This window comes from Sphaerotilus sp. (genome assembly GCF_041083715.1).
Taxonomy (GTDB): domain Bacteria; phylum Pseudomonadota; class Gammaproteobacteria; order Burkholderiales; family Burkholderiaceae_C; genus Sphaerotilus.
The window spans coordinates 1-15,852 of sequence record NZ_JBFPGY010000401.1; the positions used below are offsets into that span (position 1 = coordinate 1).

General features: G+C 68.7%; 13 protein-coding genes. 1 reads left to right on the forward strand and 12 read right to left on the reverse strand.

Annotated features, from left to right (window positions below; all coding sequences use genetic code 11):
• On the reverse strand, nt 1–1,872 hold a 1,872-nt coding region (locus AB3X43_RS18860; protein WP_369431415.1), incomplete at its 3' end, for a PAS domain-containing protein.
• A 174-nt stretch (nt 1,873–2,046) separates the two neighbouring features.
• On the opposite strand from AB3X43_RS18860, the gene AB3X43_RS18865 reads away from it, so the two are divergent.
• Nucleotides 2,047–3,324, forward strand: coding sequence for a sensor histidine kinase (locus AB3X43_RS18865; protein WP_369431416.1), 1,278 nt, complete (start codon nt 2,047–2,049; stop codon nt 3,322–3,324).
• Here AB3X43_RS18865 and AB3X43_RS18870 read toward each other — a convergent pair.
• From AB3X43_RS18870 to AB3X43_RS18920, 11 genes are all read right to left on the reverse strand, one after another.
• Entirely contained in the window at nt 3,316–3,924 is a 609-nt protein-coding gene (locus AB3X43_RS18870; protein WP_369431417.1) for a response regulator, read from the reverse strand. The genes AB3X43_RS18865 and AB3X43_RS18870 overlap by 9 nt on opposite strands.
• A 122-nt stretch (nt 3,925–4,046) precedes the next feature.
• Nucleotides 4,047–6,959, reverse strand: coding sequence for a PAS domain-containing sensor histidine kinase (locus tag AB3X43_RS18875; protein WP_369431418.1), 2,913 nt, complete (start codon nt 6,957–6,959; stop codon nt 4,047–4,049).
• Nucleotides 6,960–7,006: 47 nt separating this feature from the next.
• Nucleotides 7,007–8,221 (reverse strand): EAL and HDOD domain-containing protein, encoded by a 1,215-nt coding sequence (locus AB3X43_RS18880; RefSeq protein ID WP_369431419.1) that lies wholly within the window; start codon nt 8,219–8,221, stop codon nt 7,007–7,009.
• Nucleotides 8,222–8,229: 8 nt separating this feature from the next.
• Nucleotides 8,230–9,468: a flagellar hook-associated protein FlgL gene (gene flgL, locus AB3X43_RS18885; protein ID WP_369431420.1), complete on the reverse strand. Its 1,239-nt coding sequence runs from the start codon at nt 9,466–9,468 to the stop codon at nt 8,230–8,232.
• A 54-nt stretch (nt 9,469–9,522) separates the two neighbouring features.
• Entirely contained in the window at nt 9,523–11,202 is a 1,680-nt protein-coding gene (flgK, locus tag AB3X43_RS18890; RefSeq protein ID WP_369431421.1) for a flagellar hook-associated protein FlgK, read from the reverse strand.
• A gap of 21 nt (nt 11,203–11,223) precedes the next feature.
• Nucleotides 11,224–12,198, reverse strand: coding sequence for a flagellar assembly peptidoglycan hydrolase FlgJ (gene flgJ, locus AB3X43_RS18895; RefSeq protein WP_369431422.1), 975 nt, complete (start codon nt 12,196–12,198; stop codon nt 11,224–11,226).
• A gap of 11 nt (nt 12,199–12,209) precedes the next feature.
• Nucleotides 12,210–13,352: a flagellar basal body P-ring protein FlgI gene (locus AB3X43_RS18900; protein WP_369431423.1), complete on the reverse strand. Its 1,143-nt coding sequence runs from the start codon at nt 13,350–13,352 to the stop codon at nt 12,210–12,212.
• Between the two features lie 3 nt (nt 13,353–13,355).
• On the reverse strand, nt 13,356–14,030 hold the full coding sequence (locus AB3X43_RS18905) for a flagellar basal body L-ring protein FlgH (protein ID WP_369431427.1): 675 nt from the start codon (nt 14,028–14,030) through the stop codon (nt 13,356–13,358).
• A 2-nt stretch (nt 14,031–14,032) separates the two neighbouring features.
• Complete coding sequence (gene flgG, locus AB3X43_RS18910; RefSeq protein ID WP_369431424.1) at nt 14,033–14,815, reverse strand: flagellar basal-body rod protein FlgG; 783 nt, start codon at nt 14,813–14,815, stop codon at nt 14,033–14,035.
• A 34-nt stretch (nt 14,816–14,849) separates the two neighbouring features.
• Nucleotides 14,850–15,575 carry a flagellar basal-body rod protein FlgF gene (gene flgF, locus AB3X43_RS18915; protein ID WP_369431425.1) on the reverse strand — a complete coding sequence of 242 codons (726 nt, stop codon included), beginning with the start codon at nt 15,573–15,575 and terminating at the stop codon, nt 14,850–14,852.
• Between the two features lie 17 nt (nt 15,576–15,592).
• A partial coding sequence (locus AB3X43_RS18920; protein ID WP_369431426.1) for a flagellar hook-basal body complex protein occupies nt 15,593–15,852 on the reverse strand: 260 nt, incomplete at its 5' end.

The following is a 15,852-nucleotide window of genomic DNA, read 5'->3' on the forward strand; positions in this document are numbered from 1 at the left end:
GTCGCGCGCCGCCTGCAGCTGCAGTTCGCGCTCGCGTTCCTCGGAGACATCGTCGATCAGTCCGTAGACGCGGATCTCGCCGTCCTGCAGCACGCGGGTGCGCGTGCGCTGGCGCAGCCACCGCACGCCGCGCTGCGGATGGCGGATGCGCACGGTGACGTCCGTGCTGACCGAGTGCGGCTCGTCCAGCCGCTGCTGCTCCAGCAGGGGCGCATCCTCGGACAGCACCCGCAGCGGCAGCAGCTCCGCATGCGGCAGCACCTGGGAGGCCACCAGCCCAAGCATGTCGTACACGCGGGCGCCGATGTAGAAGTAGCTGTCCCGGTGGGGATCGGTGACGAACACGCCCTCGTCGATCGACTCGACCAGTTCGCGGTAGCGCTCCTCGGACTCGCGCAGCTGCTGGGCGTCGCGGCGCTGCTGGGTCACGTCGCGCAGCTGGCAGATCACCACCGTCGGCCGCCCCAGCCGGTTGCGCACGGCGACATAGCGGGCGCTGATGACGCGGTCACCATCGGCGGTCGGTCGCTCGAACTCGTGCTCGATGGCGTCGTGGCTGTCCACCGCCCGCATCAGGCAGGCCTGCACCCGCTGCTGCACGCCGTGGCCCAGCAGCTCGTCCAGATCCCAGCCACCGACCTGCGCGCTGTGGGCCGAGAACTCCAGCTCGGCATGCCGGTTCAGCGAGACGACCCGGAACTTGTGCGCGTCCAGCACCACCAGGCTGATCGGGATGTGCTCGGTGAGCACCGCCAGCAGTGCACGGCCCTCGTCGATGCCGAACTCGTGCTCCTTGCGGTCGCTGATGTCGCGGCAGACACAGACCACCTGCGGGCGTCCGGATGTCTCGTCGACGACGACCTGCGCGTCGATCTCCAGCCAGTAGGGATTGCCCGGCAGCATGTCGTCCCGGCCGCGCCGCGCGACAAACTCGCGCACGAAATCATCGCCGCGCACCAGGCCATCGCGCAGCAGCAACGCCAGTCGGGCATCGTCGGCGTCACCGAGCAGCACATCCCAGAGCGTGCGGCCGCAGATCCTGCTGGGTGAATGGCCGGTCGCCTGCACGAACGCCGGATGGGCCCACTCGATGACCCCCTCGGCATCGGTGATGACCGCGCCCCGACCAACCCGCGCGGCCAGCAGGGCCACCCGCGCCAGCCGCTGTGCCGAGAGTTCCGCTTCCCGCACCTGTTCGTCCCGGGCGGCCAGATGACCGAGGTGCAGTCCGACCAGTTCGAGCAGTTGCCGCAGCGCGGGTGTCGACTCGGCAGGGTTGTGGAACTCGATGGCCGCCACGGCGCAGTGCCTGTGCACCACCGGCAGCGCCAGTACCTCACGCACGCCTTCCGGGCGCCAGGGCAGCTTCGGCTGCGCTGGCGCCAGCACGGCCAGCACTGGCCGCAGGAGGGCCAGTGCCGTGCCCAGCGGCGCCTCGCTGGCATGGGTGGTGGCCATCTGGCCCAGGTCGATCAGCTCTTCGGTCGCGTTGTCGAGCAGCACCCAGGGCTGCACCAGCGCGCCCTCGTCACTCCAGTCGCTCACGCGCAGCAGGCAGGATCCGCTCGCCCGCAACCACAACCGCAGCACCGGCGCCACGAGACAGAGGCCTTCCTGCAAAGTCGCGGCCAGATGCAGGCGGCGCGACAGCAGCAGAGCCTGGGTCTGCGCCTGTTCGTCCGAGATGCGCGGGGGCGCGTCGTCGCCGCCGGACACCGTGATCAAGCCGTCGGGCACCCCCAGCGCGCCAGGGGACGTGCTCACACAGATGTCGAGCGACCACGGATGGTCGGTCGTGCGGGCTTCGTCGGTCGGCGGCAGCATCGGCGTCGCGTGAACCGCGGACGCCGACGTCACGTCGGTGGAGGGCATGGCAGGCCTGGGCAAGGGTTTGTCAGATCGGACACACAAGCATAGGTGCAGCCCGGCCTGTGCCCGATGCGCCGATCGGCTCAATCGCGCAATTTCGCCGAAGTCTCGCGCAGGGTGTCCAACTCGTTGCAACTGCGCCCGATCGTCAGGAAACCAGTCCCTACAATCCCTGACATGTCGTCACCCCCCGAGTCCGGATTGCACCCTGTGACACGGGCCATCCTGCTGTGCATGGCAGCACTGGCCCTGCTGGTGTCGATGCAGTGGCTGGCCCAGTCGCTGAGCCCACCCACCGCGCAAGGGCGGCTCGGCTGGGCCGTCGCCCTGCTGGGATTCGGCCTCGCGACCATCGGCTGGACCGCCTCGCACCGCAGCACGCGACCGACCGCCACAGCCGCTGCGGCCCCCACCGCTGTGCCCGACGGGCTGCGGCTCACCACCGCGCAGTCGCTCGCGCTGCAGACCCGGCTGCTGCGCGGCCTGCCCGGACCGGCGCTGCTCGTGCGCACCAGCGACGCTGCACCGCACGTGCTGGCCACCAACAACGCAGCCCAAGCCACCTTGCCTGCCGCGGGTTCGGCCGCGCTCGGCAGGATGGCGGGCGAGTTGCTGACGCAGAGCCAGACCCAGACGCCCGACGCGGGCGTGCAACGCCTGGACCTGCCGGGCAACTGCTGCATCCTGTGGCTTCCGCCCTCGACGCCCCCCGTGGAGCCCCAGGGCGACTCCGCGCCCGGGCCGGCCCCGGTGGCGTCACCGGATGCCGCCGACGACGACCGCTCGGCCATCGTCTACACCGTCTCGCACGACCTGCGCGCGCCCATCCGCGTCATCGAGGGCTTCACCCGCATCGTGCGCGAGGACTACGGCCACCTGCTCGACCGCGTCGGCAACGACCACCTGGAGCGTGTGCTCGGTGCGGCAACGCGCATGAACAGCATGATCGATTCGCTGCTGGCACTGTCGCGGCTGTCCACGCAGGCGATCGAGCCGGTGCCGGTCGACCTGACCGACCTGGCCACCCAGGTGATCGCGGAGCTGCGCCAGCAAGCCCCCGAGCGCCAGGCCGACATCCGCATCGAAACCGGACTGGCCACGCGGGGTGATCCGGTCCTGCTGCGCGCGATGCTGGACAACCTGCTGGGCAATGCCTGGAAATACGCGTCCCGCCGCGAGGTGACGCACATCGAGTTCGGCACCACCCGGGTGGCAGGTCGACCGGAGTTCTTCGTGCGCGACAACGGTGCGGGCTTCGACATGCGCTTTGCCAGCAAGCTGTTCGGCGCCTTCCAGCGGCTGCACGGTGCCACCGAGTTTCCCGGCACGGGCGTCGGCCTGGCGTCGGTGCGCCGCATCATCCGCCGCCATGGCGGCGACATCCGGGCCGAGGCCGCGGTCAATGAAGGTGCGACCTTCTACTTCACGCTCGGCGGAGCGACGCGCTCAGAGTGAGCCCGGCAGCGCCAGCTGCTCCAGTGCCTCCACCATCGCAGTGCAGGTCAGATCCAGGCGGCGCCCCTCCTGGACCGACAGCCGCTGGAGCCGCTCCAGCGCCGGACCGCGGGCCAGCGAGAAGCGGTGCATCACGATGCCGACCGCCATCGCCACCACGGTCGGCAACACCGGCGCATCCGGTGACGCCTCGACAGGCACCGACACGCTGACCACCGGCACCGGGCCTGTTTTCACGGCTGGAGCGCCAGTCCGTTGGCGCACCTCGTCCAGCGCCGACGCCACCGCCGGCACCAGCTGTGCGATGTCCAGCGGCTTGACCAGCAGCGCCAGCGCCCCGAGCGCCTGGATGCGCGCCAGCGTCACCTCGTCCGAAAACGCCGACAGGAACATGAACGGGATCTGCAGCGCCTCGCGCAGGTAGTGGGCCACGTCGTAGCCGCTCATGCCGTCCATGCGGATGTCGAGCAACGCCAGGTCGGGCCGGTGCTGGCGGGCCAGCAGGATGGCGTCGTCGCCGTTGTCGGCATCCAGGATGTCGAAGCCGGCGTGCTTCAGGCCATGCACGACCGTGGCCAGCACGAGCCGGTCGTCGTCCACCACCAGAATCCGCCCCCGCGGGGAAGTTGCCGACTTGTCTGACACCATGGACATCCTGGGTGGGGTGGAGAAAAAACCAGGCTGGATTGTCGCGCAGGTCGCTCCGGCGGTACCGCCCCTCCTCAAGGGGTTGTGCGCTCACACCGGACCACGGGCGGCGCCAGCCGCAGCGCCGCGACCACCTGTTCATGCTGCTGCGTCAGCGACAGCGTGGCACTGCGCCGTGGCAGCAAGGCGCTCACCAGACCCAGGCCCGACACAGTGTCCGGCCGGCGATCCAGCCGGAACTCTGCCGGCAGCCGCCCCTGGTTGCCGATCTCGACCCGCACCGCTTCAGGCTCCAGCAGCAACCGGCACATCACCACCGAAGGCGCCGGGCTGTGTTTGATGGCGTTGGTGAACAGCTCGTTGAGGGCGAGGGCGATCGGAATCGACTCGCTCTCCGGCAGCAGCCAGCGCCAGCCCGGATCGCCCTCGACCGTCAGTGCGATCGCTCGGCCGAAGGTGCGCTGCACCGACTGCGCGATCGCCTCGATGACGCTGCGCACGGCCAGCAATCCGGTGTTGCCGACCTGCAGCCCGTACACCTGGGCGATCGCCTGCACCTGGCCGACCACCTCGGCGATGATGGGCTGCACCTGCGGATAGCGCACCACCGCCTGCTGCATCAACCCGGCCACGCCCTGCAGGTTGTTCTTGATGCGGTGGTGGACCTCCTGCACCAGCATGTCGCGCCGGGCGATCGCCGCCTCCAGTTCGGCACGCTGCGCCTCGCGCTGCGTGGTCACGTCGGTGGAGACCATCAGGATCTGGTCGACGCGGTCCTCGGAGCGGGCCAGCGGCAGGAAACGGGCGTCCCAGATCTCCACGCGACCGGCGCGTTCGATGCGGTATTCGCGCGGCGTGACCACCAAGGGATGCGCCAGTGCCTCGTCGATGTCGGACTGCAGGCTGGCGCTGGCCACCGGCGGATGGAGCTGGACCAGCGAGCGGCCGACCGCCTCCTGCGCCGGCAAGCCGCACAGCGTCGCCGCCGCGCGGTTGATCTGCAGCACGCGCAGCGTGGCGGCATCACAGACCGTGATGGCCATCGGTGCCGCCTCGATGATGTGCTGCAGCGAGGCCTGCGCCTCGGCGATGCGCGCCTCGGCCTGGCGGCGCTGGTCGATGTCCATCAACGCGAAGGTCATCTCGCGGTCTCCCTGCAGACCCAGCGTGGCCACCGCGTTGCCGACCACCCAGAAGGTGCGCGCATCCCGCGCCTGGACCCGGCACTCGAACTGCAGGGCTTCGCCGTCGCGCAACTCGCCGAACAGCGGAACCGTGCGCCGAAAGGGATGTCCGGCTTCGTCGGTGGCCACGATGTGCAGCGGCTGGCCCATGAAATCGCCCAGATCGCCGCCAAACATGCGGCGCGCCGACCGGTTGAGCCACGAGATGCACCCCAGCTCGTCCGCGGTGACGATGCCGACCAGCACCGAGTCCAGCACCGCGCGCGTGCGGTCCGCCTGCTGGCCGAGCACACTGGCCATGCGCTCGTGCTCGCTGGCCAGGTGCGCGAGTTCGGCCTGCTGGGCCTTCAGCCGCGTGATCTCGGACAGCACGGCGATCGCCAGCGGCTTGCGCCCGGCCGGGCCGGTGCGGCGGATGGTGACGGCGTACCAGTGGAGCGTGCCGTCCTCGTTCTCCACGACCACTTCGGTTTCGTACAGCTCGCCCCGGTCGAGCACCGCATCGAGCTGGTCCAGCGCGCCCGGCACGCCACCGGCCAGCAGCTGGCGGATGGTGCAGCCGACCGCCGTCCCCGGCGCCAGACCCAGCATGCGCTCGAAGCGGCTGTTGCACTGGAACAGCACCTGCCCGTGCAGCGACGCGATACCGGCGGGTGAGCTTTCCAGGATCGTCGACAGCTCGCCAAGCAGCTGCTCCGCACGCGCCTGGGCGAGATCGCGCTCGTCCTCGGCCGAGCGGTCTTCGAGCATGCACATGTAGCGCCGGCGCCCGGCCCGGACCTCGTCGCAGCGCAGCAGCGCCCGCACCCAGCGCGTGTGGCCATCCGCATGGGGCAGCGCGCCTTCGCTGCTGACCCAGGCACCGCCGGGCGACATCGGCTGCGCCATCGCGCCCTGCGTCCAGTTCAGCAGCGCCCGCAGCGGCGCCGAGGCCTCGCTCAGGTCCACCAGCGGCCCGCCGGCCAGCGCCTCGAAGCCCTGGTTCGCGCGCAGGACCAGTCCGCGGTCATCGAACAGCGCCATGCCCATCGGGCTCAGATCGAACCACTGGTCCAGCTCGCGCGAAAAGCGCTCGGCCTGCTCGCGTGCCGCATGTTCGGACGTGGTTTCCTGCAGCACCGTCATCAGCAGCCTGCGCCCGCCCAGCGGCCCACCGCCCGTGGCATACCGTGTCGAACGCACCCAGCGCGCACGCCCATCCATGTCCATCAGACGCGACTCCCGCAGCGCCGGGCCGATGAATTCCGCGGGTTCTTGGTCGAGGCGGCCACGGTCCCGGCGGGTGATGTCGCGTTCATCGGCCGGGCTCAGCGCGATCGGATCGGTCCCGATCAGCGCCTCGCGCGTGCGGCCCGTGAGCGCGAGGAACGCATCATTGACATCCAGCAGGCGAAAGGATTCATCCTGGAGCATGGCGGGAAACGGGGCCGCCCACAGCATCGCGCGCAACTCGCGCAGTGGCCGCTCGATCAGCGTCAGCGGCATGCGCGACGACGTCGACGCGGCACTGTCCGGGGGCAGACACAGCACCCACGAGCCACTGTCCAGCCGCGACAGCGAGGGGCCGGACCCGGCACCGCTGCCTGGCGGAAAGTACGCCTCGATCCGCCCGCCCGCCAGCACGGCACGCAGACGGTCCTGCAGCGGCTGGCCCAGCGCGGGACCGAGATCCGCGAGATTCATGCCGGGTTCGCAGGGCAGGCGACGCAGTGCGGCCTGGTTGGCATGGACCAGTCGGGCCGAGTCGTCGAAGACCAGCACGGACTCGACCAGTGCATCCAGCAGGGCATGGGGCAGCTTCATGCTGCCAGTGTAAGCAGCGCACTGCGGCGTGCAGGACGGCCGGACGCTCAGCCGAGCTGGAAGGCGCAGGCCAGTGCGTGCAGCAATGCGCGGTTGACGTGGCGCATCTGGAAACTGTGCCGCGACACCGTTTCGCGCACATCGTGGCCACTGCCGCCTTCGAGCGTGCGCACGAGGTCGAGTGCAGCGTGGTATGGCCCGCGCTCCTCGGCCAGCGCCTGGTAGACACCGTCCGGCACCGGCAGCGTTCGCAGCAGCTCGCTGAACGGGCGCTGGAACATGCGGTCCAGCAGCGAGAACACCCCGCAGATGAACATCTCGTTGCGGTGCTCCGGACTGCAGTCCTCGCCGGCCAGCGCCTCCATCAGCAGGCCGCGGCGCACCGCGGCGTACATCACCGGACGCTGGTTCTTGTCGCTGCCGGCCGTCACCAGCAGCAGCGACAACCAGCGCTTGAGTCGCTGGTAGCCCAGCAGCATCACGGCGTGCGAGAACGAGGTGACCTCCACCGTCAGGCCGAACACCGGCGAGTTGATGTAGCGCATCAGCTTGAAGGCCAGCGCCGGATCGAACTTGAGGGTCGCTTCCAGCTGCGCCAGCGGAGCCTGCGCATGGACCAGGTTGATCAGCTGCAGTGTGACCTGCAGGTCCGGTCGCGGCGCACCGCCAGACCGGGGAGCCACGACCGTCTCCTCGACCGGCCAGCCCAGCACGGCCACCGCGCCCCGCCGGAACGCACCCTCCATCTGCTCGATGGTCTGGACACCTTCCTGGAAGAAACCGATCGAGCGCGTCACGCCGGCCGGCACCGGGCCGCCGTCCAGACGCCGTTCGTCGGCCAGATCGATGATCGCGTACTTGAACGCACCGAGCAGCGCCCGAGGCAGCGGCTGGTCGGGCCGGCCGGACAGCAGCAGCGTGTTGCCGTTGTCGGCCAGTTGCAGGATCGAGTCACGGTGCACCGGATCGCAGGCCATGAACTTCGGCACTTCGATCATCACGTTCGCGGAAGGCTGCACCATCAGCAGATCGGCCAGCAGCCCTTCGCAACGCACCGACAGCACGACGCGCGGCCCATCGGCCGGCCAGACCTGGCTGACGGCCGTGAGCAGCTCGCCGACAGGCAGCCAGCGGGCATGCCCGAGCGGGAACACCGACAGCCGCGTGGCCATCACGTTGCGCTGGCTGTCGATGATCGGGCAATAACTCAGGGCCACCTGCCCGAGGATGGGAGCGTCCGGGGACTGCATGGTGGGAGACACGCGCCGTGTCAGTTGCTGATGTAGTCGAACAGGGAAAGCTTGCGCACCATCGAGTACGACTGAAGCGCCGCCTGGTAGGCCGTCTGCTTGGTGGAGAAGTCCGAGATGCCCTGTGCCATGTCAAGGTCCACGGCGTCCGAACGGGTGACCTTGTCGGACAGCACCTGCGTCTGTGTGCGCTGGTCCAGTCCGTCCATCTGGTTCAGCGACTCGCCGGCATGGGAGCGCCCGACTTGCAGGTTGGCCAGCACCTGGTCCAAGTCGCGCAGACCCCGGTTGACCGCCTGCGCCTGGTCACCAGCATTCGGTGGAACGGTCGCAGACGATCCCAGCACGTCGATGACCCGATCCAGCGCACCGAAGACGCTCAGCCCCGGGCTGGACGGCTCGATGGTGAACTTGTCCCCGGTCGTGGCCGTGCCCGTGATGTTCACGCTCATGCCGGGCAGGCCCGCGATCGGCGTGCCGGACGCATAGTCATGGCTGTTGCTGGCCGCATCCGGAACAGGTGTGCTGCTGCCATCACTGCCGATGAGGTTCACGCTGTAGCGCGTGGGCGTGCTGAACGTGACCTCGTAGCGCTGCCCATCGGTCAGCGTCAGGGCGGCAGGGTCGCTGACCTGGCCCGCGCTGACCCAGGCGGTGCTGCCGGAAGCCACCTGGCGGTCGGTCTCGAACACGCCGTTGCCGGTGCGGGCCTTCAGCCAGAGGGCCTCGCCATCGACCGACATCGGCAGATCCTCGGACAAGGAACCGGCCGCCTTGCCCGACGTGCCCTGGTACTCGACACCGACACCCGCATCGGTGAAGGGCACACGGTCATTGCCCTGGCCGCCGAACACGTAGTGACCGGTGCCATCCTGCGTATTCGCCACCGACACCAGCTGCCCCTTGAGCTGCTTCAGGCGATCCGCCAGCAGCGCACGGTCCGCGTCATTCATGGTGCCACTGCCGGCCTCGACCAGCGTCTCGCGGGCGGTCTGCACCAGGTCGACGGCGTTGCCGATCGACGACTCGGCGACCGTCATCGCATTGCGGCTGGCACCCAGCGTGCGCAGCAGGCCCTCGCTGCGGGTCTGGTCGGCCAGCGCACGTTCGGCGCGTGCAGCACCTGCGGGGTCATCACTGGCACGGTCGATGCGCTTGCCGCTGACCATGCGTTCCTGGGCCTTGGACAGCTCCTCCTGACGGCGCGACAGAGACAAGAGGCCAGACTGCTGGTTCAGGGCCGAAGCGATGCGAGACATGTCGATCTCCGATTCAATGCAGATTCAAACGCGATGGGCATATGGTGCGCCCGCTCAGCCCATGACCGACAGCATGGTGTCGAACAGCTTCTGTGCGGTGCCCAGCACCTTCGCCGCAGCCTGGTAGCTCTGCTGGTACTGCAGCAGATGCGCAGCTTCCTCTTCGAGGTTGACCCCGGTTTCCGAGCCGAGCTGGGCCTTGTTCATCGCCGCCAGACTGGCAGAGGACTCCGAGTCTGCAGTCGCCCGCTGCACCCGTACCCCCAGGCCCGAGATCAGGTGGGCATGGGCGTCACTGAAGGTCTTGCCGTCGATGTTGGCGGTCTTGGCCAGGTTCTGCATCACCAGTGCGTTGGCATTGCCCGAACCGGAGGCCGTCGCCCCGGCTGCCGCGAGCTGGCGCGGATCGGTGATGGCAACCGTGGTGCTGCTGGCCGCCGAGCTGACGGGCTCCAGCTGGAAGCGGTCCTGCGCAGACATCGGCGCACCACTGACGTCGAAGGTGAATCCGTCCACCTGCGCGCCGCTGTCCAGTCCACTGAAGACGGTGCCGTCCGACTGCCGGGTCACCTGGTAGCGGGTGTTGTCCGCCGGATCGAGCTGCAAGGTGTAGTCGCTGGCCTGCAGCTGACTGCCCTGCCCGGCCACCCGGTTGATCGCGACCTTGGCGGCGGACTCGCCACTGCTGTCACGTGCATTGAAGGCCGATGCCCAGACCTTGGGATCGCCGACACTCAGCAGGGGTTTGCCGACCGCACCGTCCAGGTCGGTTCCCTGGGCATGCTGGGTGTTGACGCTGTCGGCCAGCGACGTCGCCAGCAGACCCAGCTGCGCACGGGCATCGACCAGGTCTTCGTTCTGGAACTTGAGCAGGCCGGAAATCGAGCCCCCACCGATCGAGCTGCCCGTCAGCTCGCGCTCGTGTCCGTTCAGATCGACCACGATGCGCGACCGCTCTGGCGCATTGGCGTCCGGCACGGCTTTCAGGTCGTGGCTGGTGACGCCCATCACCAGCGGCTGGCCACCACCGACGAACAGGCTCACAGAGCCGTCCGGCTTACCGTCTCGTCCGCGGTTGTCCACGCGGTTCACTTCGATGTGCTGGCTGAGCTGTGCGATCAGCTGGTCACGCTGGTCCATCAGGTCGTTGGGCTGGTCCTTGGCGTTGCCCGTGCCGGTGAGCTGGCCATTGAGCTTGGCGATCTGCCCGGTCAGGCCGTTGACCACCGACACCTCGTCGCTGAGTTGCTGGGTGGTCGAGGTCTGCAAGGTGTCGAGGTGTTCGCCCGTGCTGCGGAATCGCGACGCCAGGGTCTCGGTGTTCGACAGCACGACCTCACGCACCGACTCATCCTTCGGCGCAGCCGCCATGTCGCCAAACGAGGCAAACAGCGTGGACGCCGCCTGCCCCAGGCCTTGCTCGCCCAGCGCATAGCCGCCTTCGAGCTGGTTCAGCATGTCCACGCGGGTGGTGTCGGCCGAGGACTGGGCCTGGGTCTGGTTGTTCTGGGTGGCCAGGAAGCGATTCGCTGCCCGCTCGATCGTGTCGACGGCCACGCCGCCGCCGATGTAGCCGACCCCGGCGTTGCGTCCGGCCACCGTCGTGAGCTTGACGGACTGGCGCGAATAGCCCTCGACCGCGGCATTGACGATGTTGTGGCTGGTCGTGCTCAGCTGGGTCTGTGCGGCGAACATGGCCTGCAGACCCACCGTCATCAAGGAGTTCGTGCTCATGGTGGTCGGCTCGGAGATTGGTTAGGCTTGTATATCGGCAGTCTGGCCGGATCGCCCAAGACTGCGTTGCAGGCGTTGCGTGGTCTGGATCACGCGGGAGAGCTTGGCGGCGTAGTGCGGATCCGTCGCGTAGCCTGCCCGCTGCAGTTCGCGTGCGAAGGCGCTCGGATCGTCGGTCGCACGGCGGGCCGAGGCGTAGCGCGGACTGGTGCCGATCAGCTTGGCGTAGTCGCGGAAACTGTCCTCGTACGAGCTGTAGGCACGGAACTGCGCCTGCACCTTGCGCGGCTCGCCGTCGATGACCTCGGTGGTCGTGGTGGTGACCGTCGGCCCGTTCCAGCCTGGGCCGGCCTTGATGCCGAACAGGTTGTACGAATTGCTGCCGTCCCGGCCGCGGATCTCGCGCCGCCCCCAGCCCGTCTCGTGCGCCGCCTGGGCGATCATGAAATCGGCGGGAATACCGCTCTCCGCGGAAACCCGGGCAGCGGCCTGCGCCTGGGTGTTGACGAACTGCTGCGCATTGCTGCCATAGGGCGTGACGGTGTTGTCGGCCTCGGACTCGGTCGCACCGGACAGGGCCGACACGGCGTTGCCGGCGGCCATGCCCGGCGTGCCGGCCCGGATACCCGGCAAGGGCAGGAAACGCGGATGACCCGGCGCCGGTTCGGCCGCCGAGGCCACACCCATCTGGCGCTCCAGTTGCCGGGCGATCGCCGTGGCCAACCCGCCGGGCTGGCCCGACAGCTGCATCGCGTACTGCTGGTCGAGCATGTCGCCACCCATCGTGGTGGCCGCGTTGGACAGCATGCCGCTGTCCATCGTGGTCGCACGCATGCTCTTCATCAGCTCCTGCATGAACAGGGACTCGAACTGGCGCGAGACCTCCTTGATGGTGTCGGCCGGGTTGCGGGCCGCCGCGCTGCGCAGCGCATTGAGCGATGCGCCGCCTGCAGCGAGCTGCTGTGTGGAATTTTGGGTGGAAGACGGGCGTTGCATGTCAGTTCACCTCAGATCACTTCCAGTTCTGCACTCAGGGCACCAGCGGCCTTGATCGCCTGCAGGATGGCCAGCAGATCGGCCGGCGACGCCCCCAGCGAGTTCAGCGCCTTGACCACGTCGGTCAGCTTCGTGCCAGCGGGCAGCTGCACCAGTGCACCGCCGTCTTGCTGCATCTTGATGTCGGTGCGCTCGGTCACCATGGTCTGTCCACCCGACAGCGGCCCCGGCTGGCTGACCACGGGTGTGGTGCTGATGGACACCGACAGGTTGCCGTGCGCCACGGCGCAGGCGCCCAGCGTCACCGCCTGGTTCATCACCACCGAGCCGGTGCGGGCATTGACGACGATCTTGGCAGCCGGTGCGGCCTGCTCCAGCGACAGGTTCTCGACATCGGCCATGAAACTCACGCGCTGGTCCGGCGTCGGCGGCATCTTCACGCGGATCACACGGCCATCCACGGCCGCAGCCGTCCCCGCACCGAAGCGCGCATTGATGACCTTGGCCACCTCGCGGGCGGTGTTGAAGTCGCTGCTGTTGAGATCGAGCTGCAGGAACTCGCCCTGGGCCAGCGGATTGCCGACCGCGCGCTCGACCGTGGCACCGCCCGGGATGCGGCCGGCCAGCAGGTGGTTGACCTGCACCTTGGAGCCGCCCGAAGACGCACCGGCACCGGCCACGATCAGGTTGCCCTGCGCCAGCGCGTAGATCTGGTTGTCGGCACCGCGCAGCGGCGTGCCGATCAGCGTGCCGCCACGCAGGCTCTTCGCATTGCCCAGCGACGACACCGTCACGTCCAGCGGCTGGCCGGGCTGCGCGAAGGCCGGCAGCGTGGCGGTCACCAGCACGGAGGCGACGTTCTTGAGCTGCATCCCGGTGCCCTGCGGGATGGTGACGCCGAGCTGCTGCAGCATCGCATTCAGGCTCTGGGTCGTGAACGGGGTCTGGGTCGTCTGGTCGCCCGTGCCGTCCAGACCGACGACCAGGCCATAGCCGACCAGCTGGTTGGGCCGCACGCCCTGCACGCTGGCGACTTCCTTGATGCGCACGGCCGCCTGCGCAGGCACCACCGCCCCGAACAGCGCCCCCACGAGGAAGCCCAGGCTGATCCACAGCCAGCGGCTCGGGTGAGAATGCAGAAGGTTCATGGCCATCGCTCAGATCGGCATCAGGTTGAGGAAGTAGCGCGACAGCCAGCCGATCTTCTGGGCATCGGCCTGGCCGCCCCGGCTCTTCTGCTCGACGCGCACATTGGCGATCTGCGCCGAGGCCACGGTGTTGCCCGGCTGGATGGAGCGCGGGTCGATCTGGCCCGAGAAGCGCAGCACGTCGACGTTGTCATTGACGCCGATCTGCTTCTCGCCCGCGACGATCATGTGGCCGTTGGGCAGGACCTCGATCACGACGGCGGTGATGGTGCCGCTGAAGTTGTTCGAGTTCTCGGTGCCGCCCTTGCCGCTGAAGGTGTTGGCGCTCTCGCCACCCACGCCGAGCTTGCCGAGGATGCCCGCCGGCAGCAGCGGCGCGGCGGTGATGGCGCCCGACAGAGCGCCCTTCTTCTCGACGCTGCTGGTCGATGTCGCGCTGGCGGTGACCCGCTCGACGATCTGCACCAGCAGCGTGTCGCCGACCAGGCGGGCGCGGTGGTCCTCGAACAGCGGCCGGTACTGGGCATGCTGGAAGATCGCACCGTTGTTGACCACCGGCCGCACGGTCGGATAGGGCAGCACCGGCTCCATCGGCGCCAGATCGACCTTGGCCACCGATGGTGCGAGCTGCTGGCAGCCGGCCAGCGTCCCGGCCAGCACCAGCATCAACGCAGCGATCCGCATGGTCACAGCTGCGTCAGACGCGACAGCATCTGGTCCGAAGTCGTGATGGCCTTGGAGTTGATTTCATAGGCACGCTGGGTCTGGATCATGGCCACGAGTTCCTCCACGACGTTGACGTTGGAGGTCTCGATGAAGCCCTGGGACACGGCACCCATGCCATCCGAACCGGGCGCGGCCGCCACGGGAGTCCCCGATGCGGCCGTCTCGGTGAACAGGTTCTGCCCGCGCGGCTCCAGCCCGGCCGGGTTGACGAAGGACGCCAGCGTGAGCTGGCCCACCGTCTGCGGCGCCGTCTGGCCGGGCATGGACACCGACACCTTGCCGTCCTGCGCGATGGTGATCGACTGCGCATTGGGCGGAATGGTCACACCGGGCTGCACGAGCTGGCCATTGTTGGTGACGAGCTGCCCGGTCGCGTTGAGCTGGAAGGCGCCGTCGCGGGTGTAGCCGGTCGTGCCGTCGGGCATCTGGACCTGGAAGAATCCATTGCCCTTGATCGCCACGTCCAGCGGGTTGGTCGTCTGCTGCAGACCACCCTGGCTGAACTGGCGCGAGGTCGCGACCGTGCGCACACCGAGGCCGACTTGCAGGCCGGTCGGCAGCTGCGTCTGCTCGCTGCTGGACGCACCGGTCTGGCGCAGGTTCTGGTACATCAGGTCCTCGAACACCGCGTGCGACTTCTTGTAGCCGTTGGTGCCGACGTTGGCGAGGTTGTGCGAGATGACGTCCAGCTGGGTCTGCTGGGCCTCCATCCCGGACTTCGAGGTCCACAGGGAGCGCATCATGGTGGGAGTTCCTTGTTCGGGTACGTCGGTGAGGTCAGTTCATGGACAGCAGCTGCTGGGCATGCTGCTCGTCCTTTTCGGCGGTCTGCATCGACTTCATCTGGGCTTCGAACTGCCGGGCTGCGGCGATCATGGCGACCATCGTGCCGACGGCAGAGACGTTGGAGTTTTCCAGCGCACCGTCCTGCACCTGTGCCGCAGGATCGGCCGGCAAATCGCCCCCGGGCGCGCGGAACAGCCCATCTTCGCTGCGCTTGAGCGGCGACTGCGGCGTGACCAGCTTGAGCTTGCCGACCGGTCCGGGTGCACTGCCGGGCGTGCGGGCACTGACCGTGCCGTCGCTGCCGACACTCACCTCGGCATTGGGCGGCACGCTGATCGGCCCGCCGTCGCCCAGCACGGTCAATCCGCTGCGGGTGACCAGCGTCCCTTCGGCATTGACTTCGAGCGAACCGGAGCGGGTGTAGGCCTCCGTGCCGTCCAGCCCCTGCACGGACAGCCAGGCATTGCCCTTGACCGCCACGTCGAGGTTGCGCCCGGTGGGAACGACATTGCCGGGCTCCGGGTTGTAGCCGGTGGTGGTTTCCAGCGCATAGGCGCGTGTCGAGGCGCCGTCGCCCCGCACCGGCACGGCACGGAACGACTGCAGCTCCTCGCGGAAGCCGTTGGTGGACACGTTGGCGAGGTTGTTGGCCAGGACGTCCTGGCGCTGCATCGTCGCCTTGGCGCCCGACATCGAGAGGTAGATGCGGCGGTCCATGTCGGTCTGGCCCCGTGTCAGCGCAGGCTGACCAGCGTCTGCATGATCGAGTCCTGGGTCTTGATGGTCTGCGCATTGGCCTGGTAGAGGCGCTGCGCGGTGATCATGTTGACCAGTTCACCCGTCATGTCGACGTTCGACTCTTCCAGCGCCCCCGACTGCAGCACCCCCAGCGTGCCCGACCCCGGGATGCCCGACACGGGTTCGCCCGCCTGGGGCGCATTGACCCAGGCATTGCCGCCCACCGGTCGCAGCCCCTGCGGATTCTGGAAGCTGG